Origin of the sequence: uncultured Algoriphagus sp. (assembly GCF_963974835.1) — a bacterium.
GTDB lineage: Bacteria > Bacteroidota > Bacteroidia > Cytophagales > Cyclobacteriaceae > Algoriphagus.
Genome location: NZ_CAXBET010000001.1, coordinates 930,688 through 947,483, shown reverse-complemented (window position 1 = coordinate 947,483; position 16,796 = coordinate 930,688). Strand labels below are relative to the sequence as shown.

At 40.3% G+C, this 16,796-nt stretch carries 15 protein-coding genes; 12 read left to right on the top strand and 3 right to left on the bottom strand.

What is annotated here, in order from left to right:
* The first annotated feature begins 1 nt into the window (after position 1).
* The 11 genes from AACZ73_RS04200 to AACZ73_RS04150 all read left to right on the top strand — a co-directional run bounded on the left by AACZ73_RS04200 (position 2) and on the right by AACZ73_RS04150 (position 12,558).
* Entirely contained in the window at positions 2-1,090 is a 1,089-nt protein-coding gene (locus AACZ73_RS04200; protein ID WP_339875671.1) for a prolipoprotein diacylglyceryl transferase family protein, read from the top strand.
* A 25-nt stretch (positions 1,091-1,115) separates the two neighbouring features.
* Positions 1,116-1,949 carry a DUF4157 domain-containing protein gene (locus AACZ73_RS04195; protein WP_339875670.1) on the top strand — a complete coding sequence of 278 codons (834 nt, stop codon included), beginning with the start codon at positions 1,116-1,118 and terminating at the stop codon, positions 1,947-1,949.
* 11 nt (positions 1,950-1,960) lie between these two features.
* Complete coding sequence (locus AACZ73_RS04190; protein ID WP_339875669.1) at positions 1,961-3,283, top strand: ATP-binding protein; 1,323 nt, start codon at positions 1,961-1,963, stop codon at positions 3,281-3,283.
* 92 nt (positions 3,284-3,375) lie between these two features.
* A complete protein-coding gene (locus AACZ73_RS04185; RefSeq protein WP_339875667.1) occupies positions 3,376-4,746 on the top strand; it encodes an ethanolamine ammonia-lyase subunit EutB in 1,371 nt (456 codons plus the stop codon).
* Positions 4,743-5,501, top strand: a complete 759-nt coding sequence (eutC, locus tag AACZ73_RS04180) for an ethanolamine ammonia-lyase subunit EutC (protein ID WP_339875665.1) — start codon at positions 4,743-4,745, stop codon at positions 5,499-5,501. Before AACZ73_RS04185 ends, eutC begins: the two co-directional genes overlap by 4 nt.
* Complete coding sequence (eat, locus tag AACZ73_RS04175) at positions 5,482-6,795, top strand: ethanolamine permease (RefSeq protein ID WP_339875663.1); 1,314 nt, start codon at positions 5,482-5,484, stop codon at positions 6,793-6,795. Before eutC ends, eat begins: the two co-directional genes overlap by 20 nt.
* Before the next feature lie 244 nt (positions 6,796-7,039).
* Positions 7,040-8,407, top strand: a complete 1,368-nt coding sequence (locus tag AACZ73_RS04170; protein ID WP_339875661.1) for an AAA family ATPase — start codon at positions 7,040-7,042, stop codon at positions 8,405-8,407.
* Between the two features lies 1 nt (position 8,408).
* Positions 8,409-9,251, top strand: coding sequence for a hypothetical protein (locus tag AACZ73_RS04165; protein ID WP_339875659.1), 843 nt, complete (start codon positions 8,409-8,411; stop codon positions 9,249-9,251).
* A gap of 444 nt (positions 9,252-9,695) precedes the next feature.
* Positions 9,696-10,283 (top strand): porin family protein, encoded by a 588-nt coding sequence (locus AACZ73_RS04160; protein ID WP_339875657.1) that lies wholly within the window; start codon positions 9,696-9,698, stop codon positions 10,281-10,283.
* A 211-nt stretch (positions 10,284-10,494) separates the two neighbouring features.
* A complete protein-coding gene (locus AACZ73_RS04155; protein WP_339875656.1) occupies positions 10,495-11,643 on the top strand; it encodes a serine hydrolase in 1,149 nt (382 codons plus the stop codon).
* A 129-nt stretch (positions 11,644-11,772) separates the two neighbouring features.
* Positions 11,773-12,558: a DUF1206 domain-containing protein gene (locus AACZ73_RS04150; RefSeq protein WP_339875654.1), complete on the top strand. Its 786-nt coding sequence runs from the start codon at positions 11,773-11,775 to the stop codon at positions 12,556-12,558.
* Between the two features lie 132 nt (positions 12,559-12,690).
* Here the strand turns inward: AACZ73_RS04150 and AACZ73_RS04145 are convergent, their stop codons facing one another.
* Positions 12,691-13,074: a helix-turn-helix domain-containing protein gene (locus AACZ73_RS04145; RefSeq protein WP_339875653.1), complete on the bottom strand. Its 384-nt coding sequence runs from the start codon at positions 13,072-13,074 to the stop codon at positions 12,691-12,693.
* Positions 13,075-13,146: 72 nt separating this feature from the next.
* Here AACZ73_RS04145 and AACZ73_RS04140 point away from each other — a divergent pair, with 72 nt between their 5' ends.
* Positions 13,147-13,542, top strand: coding sequence for a DoxX family protein (locus AACZ73_RS04140; RefSeq protein ID WP_339875651.1), 396 nt, complete (start codon positions 13,147-13,149; stop codon positions 13,540-13,542).
* A 204-nt stretch (positions 13,543-13,746) separates the two neighbouring features.
* Here AACZ73_RS04140 and AACZ73_RS04135 read toward each other — a convergent pair whose 3' ends face one another.
* Together AACZ73_RS04135 and AACZ73_RS04130 are read right to left on the bottom strand one after the other, a co-directional pair.
* Positions 13,747-14,895 carry an aldose epimerase family protein gene (locus AACZ73_RS04135; protein WP_339875649.1) on the bottom strand — a complete coding sequence of 383 codons (1,149 nt, stop codon included), beginning with the start codon at positions 14,893-14,895 and terminating at the stop codon, positions 13,747-13,749.
* 5 nt (positions 14,896-14,900) lie between these two features.
* Positions 14,901-16,745, bottom strand: coding sequence for a sugar-binding domain-containing protein (locus AACZ73_RS04130; RefSeq protein WP_339875647.1), 1,845 nt, complete (start codon positions 16,743-16,745; stop codon positions 14,901-14,903).
* Positions 16,746-16,796 lie beyond the last annotated feature (51 nt).

The window sequence follows — 16,796 nt, the reverse complement described above, 5'->3', positions numbered from 1 at the left end:
TATGGTACCCTACTTCGACTCGATCAAATTCCTGAATAAGAAGATCAGCGTGTTTGAGTTCTGGGGAACTATGGGAGTTATATTTTCTGCCATTTGCATGGTTTCATATGCCTATTTAGCCGGGCTTTCTGTCAGCATCACATTTATACTCCTACTTCTATCTATAGCTACTTTCTATGTTTTCGATTGGCTTTCCATTCAATTGACCGGAAAGGTAGAGTTGGTATTCTATCACTTGGCCTTGTATATCCTGATCGTTCATTTTAGCTTTTTGAAACTGCTAAGTCTTCCCCTGCTTTCCTATTTGGATATGTCGGTGATAGGGATTTCAGTGCATTTGATTCTGGGCAGGATCGGTTGTTTTTTGTCAGGTTGTTGCCATGGGAGGCCATATATAAAAGGAGTGAGCTATCAGATTTTTCATCTCAAAACAGGATTTCCCCGCAAATATTTTGGGATCAAAGTCCTTCCCGTGCAGCTGATAGAAGCGTTACTAGTAGGAATGGGAATAGTGCTTTTTACAGCTTGGAGATTTTATACAGGTATCCCTGGTAGCATTTTTCAGGCTATGCTGATGTGGTATTTTTTGCTCCGCTTCTTCCTTGAATTCTTCAGGGGAGATACTTCCCGCGGCTATTTTCTGGCGCTTACCTATTGCCAGTGGCTATCGGTACTGTTTGGAGGCCTTTTGCTTGTATTCAGCCAGCCAGTTGCTCCCTGGGTTTATTATTTCACGGTAAGCGTCAATCTACTGCTAGGAGCTGTGGTGCTTCTGACTGTGTCACTGTATTTTATGACCAATAAGGATCTAGAAAAATTCTACCCGGATCATCTCATGGAATTGAGTGAGACTTTTAGACATTTCAAAGCAGATAAGCTATATATCACATCAAAAGGATTGGGAATTTCTTTCAAAGTGATTCCCTTGGAAAACCACAGGAAAATTATTCTCACTTTTTCAAATTTTCATTCCTCCCCTTTTACCCAGTTGCTTTCCGATCGTCTAGCAGGCATTTTATATCATCAGCTAGGTGAAAATGTTCAAAGTCTCCGTAGCAGAAAAAATATCTTCCAATACATCAATAAATAGAAACTCCACTTAAAAAACAGAAACCATGAAAAACACTTCAGATAGCAGGAAAAAGTCCAGCCCGGAAAAATCAAGTGGTTTTTTTGGAAGCAAAAAAGATCCATTCTTTGAAAGAAAGTCCACTACGTTCAATGAGCTGAATTCCACTACCAAACAAAGTCTATCCGGGACTTTTGGAAATGATGTCTCCCAAACCGAGATCATCCAAGGCAAGGAAGGGGAGCAAGTGGCGCGGGATCACAATGCCCGTGCCGTCACCTTTGGAAATCAGATTTATTTCAATGAAGGTCAATTCCGCCCTGGCACTGAGGTAGGAGATGCGCTCCTAGCTCACGAAATGGCCCATATTTCCCAACAGTCAGAGGCAAAAGACTCCAGCAGCGTCTCTCATACCCAAGATCCCTCTCTGGAGCAAGATGCCAATTTTTCGATGTTGACATTTTTGCTGGGGAAAAAATTCGGAATGAAAGGAGATCCAAAATCCGGTAAGAAAAAATCCGGAATGAGATTCAGCGCTTGTCCTTCGGGCACCAGCCAAATAGAGCCACCATCCTACCTAGGGCCGCACTCCTTGGAAGCATTGGAGGAAATAAACAGAGTCATAGACAATACCGAAATCCTCTCCAGAGTGATCGTGGTGGGGGTAGCTGTAAATGCGGGGATGGCAAGTCCGGAAGAAAATATAGCTACCCAAGGCCCTGGAGACACCATCACCGCAGCATCCGAAGCCTTGCGCGGAATCCCGGCAATCCGCCGCGCAAGGATAAATACAATCATTGACTTTTTGTTTCTAGAACATGAAAACGACATGAATGATCAGGAGAAAGCATTCTGGAATCGAGTCAGAGAATTATTTTAACTGAACGATACATGAAAAAACTTGAGGAAAGCTATGATTTGCTAATCCCTTTTTTCCAGAATTGGATTAAAGCCAGACTGGAAGCTACATTTTCCAACAAGGAATTTATCCGGCCCACATTTGATTACAGCTTGCTGGATCCAGATCTGCCCATTTCCAAAATGATTGGCAATTTTAATCTGGACAGTGAGAATATTATCTTATTGATGACGGCATTGACGCCTCATTTGGAACCGGGATTGTTTGATCGGCTGGTCAAAGATTTCCTGCCTGAAGGAGGTGAATTTCCGGAAATTGGCGGCACCCGAACCAAATCCCATCGGGGATTACTCCCTACTGGAGAGACCGCACTGTTTTTGGTTGCCGGCAGTGTCACCAAAAACAGGCTGGCCTACCTTACTTATTTCGATGAGTCCAGTCCGCTTTTCAAAAACAAAATTCTATTTCTGGAACCTGTAAATAAATTTGACCCCAAGCTATGTGGTAGGTTGATCATCGATCAGGAATTCGTAGAAGTACTCACCACTGGGAAAATCGGAATACCTCCGCTGAGTATCAATTTCCCGGCTGAGCACTTGCATACATCAATGACTTGGGATGATCTGGTGCTTCCGGACCAAGTCTGGAAGCAAATCAATGAGCTGCAGATCTGGCTCAAACACAAAGAAACCCTGTTGTCGGATTTTGATCTGGGTAGGAAAATCAAACCGGGTTACAGAGCTTTGTTTTATGGACCTCCCGGAACGGGGAAGACGCTGACCGCTACTCTTTTAGGGAAATACACACAGAAAGATGTGTTTCGAATAGACCTTTCCATGATCGTCTCCAAGTACATCGGGGAAACAGAAAAGAATCTCTCCAATTTGTTTGACAAAGCAGAAAACAAAGACTGGATCCTTTTTTTTGATGAAGCTGATGCCATCTTCGGTAAAAGAACCGGAGTCAGGGATGCCCATGACAAATATGCCAACCAGGAAGTTTCCTATTTGCTTCAGCGGATAGAGAGCTACAATGGGCTGGTTATTTTGGCTTCCAACTTTAAAAATAATATTGATACGGCGTTTATCAGGCGTTTTAGTTCGCTGATATACTTCCCAGCTCCAAGACCTGAAGACCGTCTGCAGCTATGGACCAAGTCTATCCCCGGTCAATTCAACTTACAAGATGAAGGAATTCTGAAGGAACTTGCCGAAAAATACGAACTTACAGGCTCTCATATCATCAATATCATGCAGCACCTCACTTTAGCTTCCCTGGAAAGTGGAAACTTCAGCCTTTCCAATGAGTTGATTTTGAAAAGCATCAAAAGAGAAATGGAGAAAGAAGGGAAATAAGCACATAGGCTGAATACTCACTAAGATTGCAAATCTGATTAGACCAGCTTCATATTATTGGAAAAATTAAAATAAATCCCCACTTTAATTAGATGATTTACCAGCATTCTGTCGGAAACTTTAACTTCTCTTTTCCCGACCTAAAGACAGTTTTAGCAAAAGCGTCTCCTGAAAAATCCGGAGATCAAATGGCTGGATTGGCTGCAAAAAGTGAACAGGAACGAATTGCTGCCAAACTGGTATTAGCAGATTTACCCCTAAAACATTTTCTAGCTGAGGAAATCATCCAATCCGAAATTGATAATGTCTCCCAACTGATTCAAGATTCCTTTGATGCCAAAGCTTTCGAAGTAATCAGCCATCTTACCGTTGGAGGATTTAGAGATTGGCTTCTTGACTACAAAACTGATGGAGAAAAAATCAAACAGGTTTCTCCCGGATTAACACCGGAAATGGTGGCTGCCGTAAGTAAAATCATGGCAAACCAAGACTTGATTCTAGTCGCTTCCAAAATCGAAATTATTACCAAATTCAGAAATACTATCGGCCTGAAAGGCAATTTCTCCACGCGACTTCAACCCAATAATGCCACCGATGATCCAAAAGGCATCATGGCGAGTACCATAGACGGATTGATGTATGGCGTTGGGGATGCGGTGATCGGGATTAATCCAGCTTCAGATTCTGCAGATGCAACTTTGAAGCTGCTGGAAATGCTCGATAAGCTCCGACAGCAATACGATATTCCGACCCAAACTTGTGTCCTTTCCCACGTCACCACGACGCTTGAATTGATCAATAAAAAAGCGCCAGTGGATCTGGTTTTCCAATCCATCGGAGGTACAGAAAAAACCAATTCCAGCTTCGGCTTTTCCATGGAAAATCTAGATGAAGCATACCAAGCAGGTTTGGAACTGAATAGAGGGACAGTTGGCAATAACTTGATGTATTTTGAAACCGGGCAGGGAAGTGCTCATTCTGCCAATGCACATCACGGCATCGACCAGCAAACTTGTGAAGTCAGGGCCTACGCAGTGGCTAGAAAATTCAATCCTTTCTTGGTCAATACCGTCGTGGGATTTATTGGTCCCGAATACTTATACGATGGCAAACAAGTGATCAGAGCGGGCTTGGAGGATCATTTCTGTGGCAAACTAATGGGTTTACCGATGGGATGTGACATTTGCTATACCAACCATATCAGCGCGGATCAAGACGATATGGATAATCTTTTGACGCTGCTGGGCGTGGCTGGTTGCAACTTTATCATGGGAGTGCCCGGCGCAGATGATGTGATGCTGAACTACCAAAGCACTTCTTTTCATGACCAGCTTTATATCCGACAAGTGTTGGGCTTAAAGAGAGCACCGGAATTTGAGGAATGGCTTTTCAAAATGGAAATGACAGATCAGTCCGGCAAAATACTGGAAGTAAAAAGCGCAAATAAACTTCTAAGTATATGAGTAATGAAAGCGCTTGGGAAAAACTCAAATCCTATACGGACGCAAGAATTGCTCTTGGAAGATCGGGAGGAAGTTTGCCGACATCAGAATTATTGAAATTCAGGAAAGACCATGCCTTGGCAAAAGATGCTGTCTGGACGGAACTGGATGTCAACTTACTGGAACGGGAAATCGAAGGCCTGCAACTTTCAACTTTGAAATTAAGCAGCCAAGCTACCGATCGGCTCTCTTTCATCAAACGGCCGGATTTAGGAAGAAAACTTGATCAAATATCTATTGATAAGATCGATGCCTCTCCAAAGAACGAATACGATATTTCCATCATCCTAGCCGATGGCTTATCTGCGCAGGCAATCTCACTTCATGCCATTCCTTTTTTGAAGGAGTTTTTACCCATGATATCGGCATATGATCTTGCTCCGATTTGCCTGGTAAATCAAGGAAGAGTAGCTATCAGCGATGAGATCGGTGAGCTATTTTCCAGTAAACTATCCATAATCCTGATCGGGGAAAGACCCGGCCTCAGCTCCCCATACAGCATGGGAATTTATTTGACATACAACCCAAAAGCAGGAAATACAGACGAAAAACGAAACTGTATTTCCAATATCCGATCCGGTGGATTACCCTATTCCTATGCCGCCGGGAAACTAGCCTTTTTGACCTCAGAGGCACTCAGATTAAAACTTTCAGGTGTCCATCTCAAAGACACTTTTGACAGCCAACTTTTAAAAAATGACGACAGAAAACAGTGAATTAAAGCGAACGCTTGGACCTTTTATGCTTTGGGGTTTGGGCGTCGGCTATGTGATTTCGGGGATGTATTTTGGGTGGAATCTAGGACTTGCCGAGGGCGGAACCTTAGGTCTCGCAGTGGCTACCTTCTTTATCATCATCATGTATGTGACTTTTACCTTCAGCTATACCGAGATGGCATGCGCCATTCCCAAAGCCGGAGGAGCATTTGATTATGCCCGATTGGGACTAGGAAAAAACTGGGGATTCTTGGCAGGAATGGCCCAAAGTATAGAGTTTATATTCGCTCCACCTGCCATTGCAGCAGCGATAGGGGCCTATTTCAATGTCTTTTTCCCTGAGATCGGAGTTACTACGATTGCGATCACAGCCTACCTGATTTTCACGGCGATCAATATCAGCGGAGTGAAATTCGCCGCCTATTTCGAACTGGTTATTACCATTATTGCGGTCATTGAATTGTTACTTTTTTCTGGAGTCAGCTTTACTGCTTTTGAAGTGGAGAACCTCACTACGAATGCCCTTCCCAATGGTTGGGGAGGAGCTTTTGCAGCGATTCCATTTGCGATCTGGTTTTTCCTGGCCATCGAAGGCGTGGCCAATGTAGCCGAAGAAGCCAAAAACCCGCAGCGAAACATCCTGATCGGGTTTGGTTCGGCGATTCTCACCTTGGTGATTTTATGTATTCTAACCTTTACTTCCGAAGTCGGAGTGGATGGTTGGGAGGCGATCGTCTATCCTCCGGGAAGCACAGAGCCATCTGATTCTCCTCTGCCTCTGGCTCTTGCCAAAATTGTAGGAGAAAGCAATATCCTTTACCATTTGCTGATTACCGTGGGACTTTTCGGATTGGTGGCTTCTTTTCATGGGATTATTCTGGCTGCTGGTCGATCTACTTTAGAACTGGGACGTGAGCGCTACGTCTCCCCTTTTGTGGGGAAAGTAAATGCTAAAACCAAGACTCCAATGAATGCCCTGATCGTGAATATGGGAATCGGGATTCTGGCCTTGCTGACAGGTAAAACCGGTGAAATCATTACCATCGCCTGCTTTGGAGCCCTGACCTTATATATCGTCTCGATGATTGCTTTCTTTGCCTTACGGAAAAATCATGCGGACTTGGAGCGACCATTTCGGGTTCCGGCCTTTCCTTATTTCCCAGCTATAGCTTTGTTCATTGCAGTAATTGCGATGGTTGCGATGAGCATTTATAATCTAGAATTAATGCTGATTTTCTGGGGATTGGTAGGCTTTGGATATGTGAGTTTTCGGTGGTATCAGAGGGAGGGGTGAGGAAAATACCCTGTACTGGGTATAAAATTATAGTTGGAAATGCTTTTATTGGAAAGTCAAATTTTGCAGGTGGTTTAAATCAGGAAATCGAGTATTAGAAAAAGCAGTATTCAAGGCTATCGAATTAACAGAAATTATTAGGCAAAAAACGGACAGTGGCAATAACTGGCAATTAATTACCAAATTAGTTTTTTTACCAACGTTAATTGCTAGCCTAAAAAAATAGATATATAAACATAAAAATATGAACAAAGTAAAGCTCACGACATTAGTAAAATCAATAAAAATTGAAGGACTTTTTGGAATGTTTAATTATCTCATTGAATATCCGACAACTGAAAATGTTTTAATAATAACAGGACCTAATGGGTTTGGAAAAACTCAGGTGCTTAACATATTATTTAACCTTTTCAATAGGAAGTTCTTATTCTTCAACAAACTAGTATTTGATAAGATAACAGTATGCTTAAGTGGTAATATAAAAATTGTTATTGATAAGACTTCGATTTCGAATGAATATCAATTAGAACTTATTGAATTCGAAGAAGAAGTAATAAAAACACCAAAGAAAGATTTAAAATTTGGCTTCTATGAAAATGAACAGGAAATTGAAGTCTTTAATTACTCAGTAGACTTAAATGAAAATTTGATCAGGACAATTGATAGATACCTACCAGTTAGTAGAATATCTATTGACAAGTGGATTGACAGACGAAATGACCAGATTGTTGGTATTGATGAATTACTTCATATATACACCGACCAACTACCAACTGAAATAAGCAAAAATATCCTAAGAATTAAAACACTAAAAGGAAATGAAATTCTTAAATCTATAAATGTTCACCTAATTAGAGAACAGCGATTATTTAAGAAAGTCTCTAACCCTGAAAAAAATTATAGAAATGATAGGGAGCAGACAATCATGATTGAAACTATTCAATCTTATGCAAATGAATTAAGAGAAATTATTCTTGAAAGATCACAACAATCCTTTATTATTTCTCAATCATTGGATAGCACATATCCGAATAGACTTATTTCAGAAAAAAGTAGAGTTTCTAAAGATGAATATGATGAAAGATTTGAAAAATTGAAAATCAAACAAGACAAACTAACCAGAAACGGCCTATATGAAAGTAAACAGAAAGTATTAAGCTATAGTCAAGACGATGCAAAAGCCTTATTGGTCTACCTAAACGACCTTGAACAGAAATTAAGTGTATTCGATGAACTTCTTGAAAAATTAGAACTTTTCACAAGCATTTTAAATGAAAGACGATTCACTTACAAATCAATTGCAATTGACAGAGAAAAAGGCTTTTACTTCAAAACTACTAAAGAAAAAATTCTCGACTTAAATGAGTTGTCTTCAGGTGAACAACACGAAGTGGTCTTGCTTTATGAATTAATCTTTAAAACTAGGCCTGGTATAATGGTTTTGATTGATGAACCAGAAATTTCCTTACATATTTCTTGGCAAAAAGAATTCCTAGACGACTTATTAAGGATAATTAAAATTCAAGATTTTCAAGTTTTGATTGCAACCCACTCTCCATCAATCATAAATGACAGATGGGATTTAGTTTATAATTTGGAAATGAAAGACTAACATGAAAAAGTCGGACATTTCATATCAAGAGAAGCTAAATGAACTAAGGTTAGACATTTCGCATCCAAACAGTAAGGGTTTAAGTTTTATTTTACTTGAAGGCGAAACTGATATACGCCTTTTCAGGAAATTATTCAACCTAAATAATTGCAAAGTTGAAAATATACCAGGTGGTAATATAAAATTAGAAGAATGTGTTCAAAACTTAGTAAACATTTATCCTCTAATAATCGGAATAAGAGACGCAGACTTTATCCGAATTAACAAATCAGAATATTTACTCAACAACATGTTTTTAACCGATTTGCACGATATAGAAATAACGATATTAAATTTTGAGCCAATATTGAATGCAATTGTGTTTGAATATTCAAACATTAAAAAGGATAATCACTTGATTATTAAAAATGAGTTCATAGAAACAATTAAGCACATTAGCTTTCTGAAATTGCTCAATGACAAGGACAATCTTGAGCTCAATTTTAGTTCAGGTTTTCAAGATTTAATTTCATTTTCTAATAAAAAAATTGACTTTGAGCAGTATTTAAATAGAGTTATTGCAAAATCACCGAATGCAGTAATTAAAGACAAAGACAAATTGAAAGAAATGATTATTTTAATTGAAAATAGTGAACCAGATTTACTTCAAATTACAAACGGGCACGATTTACTAAATTCCTTTGCGAAGTATTTTAGAGAAGAAGAAAAAAGAAATGGAGTAAAAGGAGAAAATTTAGAAGCAACACTGAGGATGTTGTTTAATATTGACTTCTTCAAACATACTAATCTCTACCAAAAACTAAACGATTGGCAAAACCAAAACAATGTTGAAATCTTCGCATAAAAATTCAACTCCCATCTAGGTGTAGTTTGTAACTACACCTTTCTGTTTTTTTTAATTTTATACTTAGATATTTAACATTCAACCTTTTTACCTGAAGGTTCAGCCTCAGAACTTGAATGTTCAGGCTTTACTACTGAAACTTTATATCTAGAACATGAAATTTTATACGTTGATACTGAATGTTCGACCTTTTTACCTGAAGTTTCAGGCTCAGAACTCGAATGTTCAAGCTTTACCACTGAAAATTTATACCTAGAACATAAAATTTCATTCTTTGTAACTGAACCTTCACTCTTTTTACCTGAATCTTCAAACTCAGAAATCTTATCGTCCTTATTTTTTAGGAAATGCTCAAAACTTATAGGTATTGTAACCGTAAATACCTAAAAATATAATTTATCAATTTTTATTTTCTCTTTTTTACAACCAATAAACCCACTCTTTATGCGTAATCTTCTATTAGTTTTAATTGCATTCCTCGTTTCATTTAGCCTGCAGGCTCAAGACCTAAATTTTGGGCTCCGAGGAGGGCCAAGCTTCACGACTTTCGGAGGGGAAGAAGGTGGAGATGGATCTAAGTTCAAAGTTGGATTCCATATAGGAGGATATATCAACCTCCCTTTGTCGGAGACTTTGCAGTTCGAGCCAGGCATTCAATATTCCACCAAAGGTGCTAAAGGTACAGAAGCAGGAACTACTACCAGCATCCGAAATGGCTATCTGGATATCCCTTTGCTTTTGAAATATCAAGGTGCAGGAAATTTCTTTATCCTAGCTGGAGCGCAGCCATCCTTTCTGATGTCCTCGGCACTTATAGTTGGAAATGGTGACAATAAAGTAACCTTTGACGGAAACGATACCCGAGATCTATGGAAAGGCACTGACATTGCTGCTGTAGTAGGTTTTGGCTTCAACCTTGGAAGTCAAATGAACATTCAGACTACTTACGAACATGGTTTTGCAAACGTCAGTGAATTCTCTGATACAGTTTACAATCGGATCTTCAAACTCAGTATAGGAAGGAGCTTTTAGCCCACTCACAAAGTAAGTTCTGTACCACAAACTACAGGATGTATAATCAAGCTCCTTCTAGGTGTAGTGTTCAACTACACCTTTTATTTTTCCAAATTAAACTCCTCCAAAAACCCTATTAATCTTCCAAACCTGAGCCAATAACCTACAGTAAAACGAAAATTAATTTCCAATTTCAGATATATTGGGCTGTAATTAATTCATTTAGGATATGAAAAAAATCAGAGTTTTTGGAGCAATTTTTATAATCATTTTTTCCATTTCAGCTTGTACGCAATCATCTGAAAAAGTCTCGGAAGCCGAGGAAACTAACATTGATTCAGAATTTACACTAGCTAAACCAGAGGCTGTTGGGCTTAATTCAGTGATCATCAACGAACTGATAGATAGCATCCAAACTGGATATTACCCAAATCGTCATTCTTTGCTTATTTACAAAGATAAGCAGTTGGTGGTAGAAGAATATTTTACCGGCAAAGATGAAAACTGGGGTGATGATCTTGGAATTGTAACTTACAATGACAGCCTGTTGCACGATTTGCGAAGCGTGTCCAAAAGCGTGGTTTCTGCCTGTATCGGAATTGCGATTGCGCAGGGAAAAATCAAATCTGTGGACCAACCCATTTTTGATTTCTTTGAAGATTATCAACAATTTAACTCCGAGGGCAGGGAGGAGTTGACAATCAAACATCTGTTGACCATGACTTCGGGATTGAAATGGAATGAGGAAATATCCTATGACAATCCGGAAAACAGTGAAATTCAAATGATAGAAAGTGGGGATGCGATTGGATTTGTCTTAAGTAGAGAGATTGTGGATAAGCCTGGGACGGTTTGGAAATATAATGGGGGAACTACGGAGCTTCTCGCAGAAATCATCCATCGTGTTTCGGACAAAAATGTGCATGAGTTTGCAAAGGAATTTCTCTTTCTGCCGATTGGAATCTCAAACTCTGAGTGGACCATTTCCCCGGCTACTAATTCCCCTGCGGCTGCATCCGGATTACGTTTAACGCCAAGAGCTATGCTGAAATTTGGAATGCTTTACCTGCAAGATGGAATCTGGGATGGCAAACAAATAATCCCAAAGGAATGGGTGAAAGAGTCCTTTGAGCCCCATATTATGCGTCCAGATGGTCAGGGATACGGATATCAGTTTTGGATTTTGGATTACCAAATCGATGGAAAAACTTTGCATGTACCTGTGGCAGTTGGAAATGGCGATCAGCGTATTTTTTTCGACCTTCAAAATAAGATGCTGCTAATTACTACAGCCGGTAATTACAATCAGTGGGACATTGAAAACGATGCAAGTGCTTTGCTCAAAAAAATCTATTCCTCCTTTACACTGAATAATTGAAACCATAAGTTTTCCTATCTGATTTGCTAGGAAGCAATTTGCCAGGCGGAGCAGATAAACTGTTCAAAATACCCTAAATTGATTCGAATAGAAATTCTGCCAAACTTGGGGCAATGTTTTGAATGACTCATGAATTTTAACAAAGAAAATATTGCACGCTTTGGCATTGCGACCAAGGGTTTTGTCTACACCTTGATGGGGGCGCTCACTTTCATGGCAGCTATTGGTTCCGGAGGTTCGAAATCAGGTACCAGTGATGCGCTGAAGTTTTTACAAAATAATATGGTTGGTACCATTTTACTCGGAATCACGGCAGCTGGACTGGTGGCTTATGTATTTTGGCGTTTTTATCAAGCCATCAAGGATCCCGACAATGAAGGAAATGATCTCAAAGGAATAGGAAATCGGTTAGGGTTCTTTTCCAGTGGTGTTTTTTACGGTCTGTTGGCCTTTTCTGCTTTTGAGATACTTTTAGGATCTGGAAGTGGATCTGGAGACGGCCAAGAATCTATCATTGCAAGCACCTTAAATAAGCCATTTGGGCAGGTCATTGTACTGATAATAGCCACCATCTTCTTAGGAAGAGCTATTTTTCAGATGGTCATAGCCTATACGAACATGTACAAAAAGAAAATAAAAGCTCAAAATATTGAACCTAGAGTGCAAAAATTGATGGTTACCCTCGGAAAAATAGGCCATACCTCAAGAGGAATAGTAATCGGTGTAGTCGCATTTCTAACGTACAGGGCCGCATTTTCCTACAGTTCTGATGAAGCAGGAGGCACCAAGGATGCGTTTAGTTTTCTTCAGGATGAATTTGGTACACTTGTATTATCGTTAGTTGCCTTGGGCTTGGCTATGTATGGGATATTTTTGATAATAAATGCCCGCTATCGTGATATGAAGAGTGTATAAAACCAAAAGCAATTTTGGGTTTTGCTACTCAAGAATTTAATCCGATCGGTTCCCCGTGTTCGGTCTTCTGACCGGGTAAGCAAAGAAATTCTGGTTAATGGAAAGATTGCGGAAAATCATAATAAGTATCACCTACTTTCCCATAATCTGACTTCTGTGGAGCAAACCCCAAAAATGCAATTCATCCAATACTTTTTCTAAGGAGATGCCGTGCGGGGTTATTGAATATTGGACTTTCGGTGGAAATGAATCGAATACTTCCCTTTTGACTAGCTGATTTGTCTCCAGGCTTTTCAATTCCTTTGACAAAATCTTATCTGTGATTTCACCGACTTCCCTACTGATTTCTTTAAAGCGCTTCGGGCCTCCAGCCAAAGAAAATAAGATTAATAATTTCCACTTTCCTTCCAGTGCCTCCAAGGCATCTTTGATGGAAAGCATGGTTTTAGGACAACCTCCCTTTGATATCATAGCTTTATATTTTTCGATACTATCCCCGTAGATAGCGCTATCCATGGGGATAGTAATATCATTTGGAAAGCGAATTTATATAATCTTGGGTCTAGTAAACAAACCGACACACAGACTATGGCAATTCAAAAAAGATCAAACCCCTTAAATATTTCCCTTTGGATAGTGCAGATTTTACTTTCCCTCACCTTTATCTACGCAGGGTTTATGAAGTTATTTCTCCCAGCCGAGTTGCCTTGGCCTTGGATCAGTGAAAATCCTGAATTGGTCTGGATATCAGGAATAGTTGACTTGCTCGCTGGGTTGGGACTGACCTTGCCTTCCCTGCTTAGAATTCGACCTATTTTGACTGTGTATGCTGCTTTTGGAACCATCGCACTTATGATTTCTGCCATCCTTTTTCATGTATTGAGAGGCGAAGGAGACCAGATTGGGTTTAATGTTTTCATTCTTATTTCTGCTGCATTTATTGCCTGGGGCAGAGGAAAAAAATATCGATTGGTAGGAAGATAAAATGTCGGTGAGCTCCGGGAAGTATATAAGGGATAATTACCTCATGGGTTAACGGTGAGTCTAAAAAGTTTTCCTGATAATTTTAAGGTTTATTTCCTGTCAACCTTAGCTTACAGATCTACTCTACATGGGTAACCAGCAATTATTCACTGATCAATTAGTAGAAAAAAAACCATCCCGATTTCTCAGGATGGCTTTCTATTTTTATTTCGTTCCAAACTTATAGATACAAGTCTGTTCGTATTTTTCGCCAGGCTCCAAAATAGTAGAAGGGAAACTAGGCTGATTCGGAGAATCTGGATAATGCTGGGTTTCCAAGCAGAATGCTGATCTCAGTTCATATACTTTGCCTCCCTTTCCTGATACTGATCCATCAAGAAAGTTACCACTATAGAATTGGATCGCTGGCTCGGTAGTCCAAACTTCCATTTCTATTCCTGTCTGAGGAGAAGATATCACTGCTGCCTCTGTCAATTCATTTCCAGTCTTGTCCAACACCCAGTTGTGGTCATATCCACCACCGAACTTCAGCTGTTCGTTTTCCTGATCGATACGGTCACCGATTTTGGTAGGAGTAGTAAAGTCAAAAGGAGTTTCCTTCACTGATGCCACTTCGCCTGTAGGAATGAGTACCTCATCGACAGGAGTGTATTTGCTCGCGTTTAACTTTAGCGTATGGTCTAGCACATTGCCGTTTCCAGCACCATTTAGGTTAAAAAATGAGTGATGAGTCAAATTCACAGGAGTGGCTTTATCAGTTTCCGCTTCATAAGTGACTTTGAATTCATTTTCATCTGTAAGCGTGTAGATCATTTTCACTTTTAGCTCACCCGGAAAACCTTCTTCTCCATCTGGCGAAGTATAGCTGAAGATTAAACCATTATCCCCTGATTTCTCCACATCCCAAATCACATAGTCCATTCCGCCTGGACCACCGTGAAGCGTCTGTCCATTGTTATTCTGAGGAAGTGTATATTCCTCTCCATTCAATGTGAATTTCCCTTTTGCAATCCGATTGCCATAGCGGCCTATCGCTGCTCCAAAGTATTTCTCACCACTTGAAGTGTATTCGTCAAGGGTTTCAAACCCAAGTACCACATCCACCAAGTTTCCATCCTTGTCAGGAACCCAAAGATTGGTAACCCGTGCACCGAAATTGGTGACTTTCATTTTCATGCCATTGGCATTCTTGATTTCGTATGTTTCCACTTTTTTATCTTGAAAAGTTGTGCCGAAAACCTGCTCTTCCACAGTGTCCTCAACTTTAATTTCTTCTTTTGGTTTGCTATCGCAGCTGTAAAGTAAAATACCCAGTGCCGCAGCACCAAGAGTTTTATTGAAATGATTCTTCATTGGGCTTACTTTTTATATAAAGGTGAATGTATGCTTTTCATCTTTGACACATCGAATTTGATGATTTTTCTATCGTAAGTCATCAGTCCATTGGTCTCCACTTCCACATCGGTGGTCTGAGTGTAAACTGCCGCAGAAAGTCCCGCTTCCACTAATTCTCCTAAGCGTGTCATCAGACCAGCATAGCGATTGTACAGCTCTTCCTGGTTTTTGAAACTCTGGTAACCCCAGTTGTCTTTTTGCTGCCAAACGTGTCCATCTACAGGAAGGCCCAAACCTCCGAATTCACCCAAAACTATGATATTGTCCTTACCATAAATTTTTGGATCAGGCATTTTAGCATCTGGATAGTTATGCAAATCGATGATGTCACCCGCAATCTTGGTTCCTTCCATTTCGAAGTTTCCACCACTTGCACTGTTCACTAATCGTGAAGGATCATGATCTTTCGTCCAAGCTGCGATTTCCTTGGTTTTGAACTGACCCCAAGCTTCGTTGAAAGGTACCCAAACTACGATAGAAGGGAAATTATAGAAATCATCCATGATCTCTTTCCACTCCTCCTTGTAAATAGCCTCTGACTCAGGTGTTCTATCACGATCTGTTCCACTTCCCAGTACGGCAAGCTTCATCTCCCAACCGTTACCCATGTCTCCGCTAGGCATGTCTTGCCACACTAACATTCCCATTTTGTCACAGGCATGATACCAAGTTGCAGGCTCCACTTTCACGTGCTTTCTGATCATGTTGAAACCCATATCCTGAGTCTTTTGAATGTCAAAAACCATAGCTTCATGACTTGGAGCTGTGTATAATCCGTCAGGAAACCAGCCTTGGTCGAGTGGGCCATATTGGAATAAAAACTCACCATTCAGCATCATTCGCTGAATTCCGTTTTCATCGGGAGCCATGCTGATTTCTCTCAAAGCCGCATAGCTTCCAACAGCATCAAGGACCTTTTTGCCATCTACTAATTCTACTTTCAGATCGTAAAGTACTGGATTCCCTGGAGCCCAAAGTTCAGCATCTTTGATTGTTAACTTAGCGGTTTCGCTAGGAGATATTGTTTGCTCAGTGAGCATTGTTCCATCTTTCCAAGCAGACACTTTAACCTGTTGTCCTGAGGATTCTCCAGCAATTTCCGGTGTCACCAATATCTGCTTGCTTTGAATATCTGATGCATTTCTCAGTCCGGAAATATATGCTGCTGGGACAGTTTCCAGCCATACAGTCTGCCAGATTCCTGTCACTGGAGTGTACCAAATTCCGTTCGGATTGTTGATCTGTTTGCCTCGTGGCTGAGGTCCGTCATCATTAGGGTCCCAAACTCGAACTTGCAGATTTTGGGTTTTTCCTGATTTCAGATGCTCAGTGATATCGAAATCAAACGGATCATATCCACCTTTATGCATTCCTACACTTTGACCATTTACGAAAACTTCTGTCTCCCAATCCGATGCGCCGAAGTGCAATAAAACCTTGTCTTTGCTAGATTTCTTAGGAGTGTTAAAAGTCGTGTTGTACCAAAGTTCATTGTCCTTACCTACAGTTTTTCCGACTCCAGAAAGCGCTGATTCTACAGCAAAGGGAACAAGGATTTCCCCGTCAAAACTTGTTGGGACAGCTTGTCCTTTTGGTTTGATCGCATAGTCCCAAAGCCCGTTCAGGTTTACCCAGTTTTCTCGGGTCATCTGCGGTCTTGGATATTCCTGATGTACGTTTTCAGGAGTCACCTGAGTAGCCCATTCAGTCATGATCTTCCCTTCCACAGGCTTGTAGGTGGATGTTTGTGCTGTCGCTAGCTGCTGCGCAAAAAGCAGGCATGCGCCAATTATAAGAGTGTTCTTCATATGCATAAGGTTTATCGGTTTCTAATTATGGGGTAAAATCAATTCGTTTAC

What these genes read in the sequence shown, in the direction of transcription:
- AACZ73_RS04200 (WP_339875671.1), top strand. Translation starts at nt 2, where the DNA reads ATGGTACCCTACTTCGACTCGATCAAATTCCTGAATAAGAAGATCAGC.
- AACZ73_RS04195 (WP_339875670.1), top strand. Translation starts at nt 1,116, where the DNA reads ATGAAAAACACTTCAGATAGCAGGAAAAAGTCCAGCCCGGAAAAATCA.
- AACZ73_RS04190 (WP_339875669.1), top strand. Translation starts at nt 1,961, where the DNA reads ATGAAAAAACTTGAGGAAAGCTATGATTTGCTAATCCCTTTTTTCCAG.
- AACZ73_RS04185 (WP_339875667.1), top strand. Translation starts at nt 3,376, where the DNA reads ATGATTTACCAGCATTCTGTCGGAAACTTTAACTTCTCTTTTCCCGAC.
- eutC (WP_339875665.1), top strand. Translation starts at nt 4,743, where the DNA reads ATGAGTAATGAAAGCGCTTGGGAAAAACTCAAATCCTATACGGACGCA.
- eat (WP_339875663.1), top strand. Translation starts at nt 5,482, where the DNA reads ATGACGACAGAAAACAGTGAATTAAAGCGAACGCTTGGACCTTTTATG.
- AACZ73_RS04170 (WP_339875661.1), top strand. Translation starts at nt 7,040, where the DNA reads ATGAACAAAGTAAAGCTCACGACATTAGTAAAATCAATAAAAATTGAA.
- AACZ73_RS04165 (WP_339875659.1), top strand. Translation starts at nt 8,409, where the DNA reads ATGAAAAAGTCGGACATTTCATATCAAGAGAAGCTAAATGAACTAAGG.
- AACZ73_RS04160 (WP_339875657.1), top strand. Translation starts at nt 9,696, where the DNA reads ATGCGTAATCTTCTATTAGTTTTAATTGCATTCCTCGTTTCATTTAGC.
- AACZ73_RS04155 (WP_339875656.1), top strand. Translation starts at nt 10,495, where the DNA reads ATGAAAAAAATCAGAGTTTTTGGAGCAATTTTTATAATCATTTTTTCC.
- AACZ73_RS04150 (WP_339875654.1), top strand. Translation starts at nt 11,773, where the DNA reads ATGAATTTTAACAAAGAAAATATTGCACGCTTTGGCATTGCGACCAAG.
- AACZ73_RS04145 (WP_339875653.1), bottom strand. Translation starts at nt 13,074, where the DNA reads ATGGATAGCGCTATCTACGGGGATAGTATCGAAAAATATAAAGCTATG.
- AACZ73_RS04140 (WP_339875651.1), top strand. Translation starts at nt 13,147, where the DNA reads ATGGCAATTCAAAAAAGATCAAACCCCTTAAATATTTCCCTTTGGATA.
- AACZ73_RS04135 (WP_339875649.1), bottom strand. Translation starts at nt 14,895, where the DNA reads ATGAAGAATCATTTCAATAAAACTCTTGGTGCTGCGGCACTGGGTATT.
- AACZ73_RS04130 (WP_339875647.1), bottom strand. Translation starts at nt 16,745, where the DNA reads ATGAAGAACACTCTTATAATTGGCGCATGCCTGCTTTTTGCGCAGCAG.